Raw genomic sequence first — 725 nt, forward strand, 5'->3', positions numbered from 1 at the left:
GGAGTGTCTTTTTTTGACAATAATCGCTTTAGCGGTTGTTGTCAAAAAAAGACACGGAAACGAGATAAACTATTTTTTATGCATAGCAGAAAAAATAGTTTAAACGCCCATAAGATGACGCTAACATGGAGTCAATCCACGGCAAAATGAGATCCAAATGGCAGGACGCAAAGCGTTAGTTCTCACCGCAAAAGAAATCAATGAACTCGGCACGCATATCCTCAATCTGCCATTCAAAAGACGGATTGAAGAACGTTGCCTGCACATGCTCAAAAACAAAAAAAGTCTTCAGGATCTCAGTGAACAAGACCGCCAACTGATCCAGAAATGTCGCTATGAACGCAATGCCTACAACAAACGCATACTTCAGCTGCAACTGATCCAACAGACAGAACCTGCCAAACAGACCGCTCTGGAACAAAACATCCTCAAGCTCCATCAAAAACATGACATCGATGCCTACTTTGCCATGCACGATGCACTGGATGAGATCCTCAAAACACAACGCCACCAGACCGCAGCGAAAAACCTGAATCAGAAAATAGAAAAAGCCCTGAATCCAGAACAACAAAAGGAAAAACAAAGCCAGAAACAACAGAAAAAACGAGAAGACCAGATCAAATACTTTATAGGATCGCTTTATATAGAATCTTTGAGAAAGGCATCGATTAGTTTTTCACAGGATAATAGTGACTTAGATAAACTGGCCGACATGATTCATGCAT

At 41.1% G+C, this 725-nt stretch carries 1 protein-coding gene; it reads left to right on the forward strand.

Features of this window, described 5'->3' with window-relative positions; translation table 11 throughout:
• Positions 1 to 157: 157 nt before the first annotated feature.
• The coding region (locus tag OUA97_RS23235) for a hypothetical protein (RefSeq protein WP_267234447.1) at positions 158 to 725 on the forward strand (568 nt) is incomplete at its 3' end.

The organism is Phenylobacterium sp. 58.2.17 (assembly GCF_026411515.1).
Taxonomy (GTDB): domain Bacteria; phylum Pseudomonadota; class Alphaproteobacteria; order Caulobacterales; family Caulobacteraceae; genus Phenylobacterium.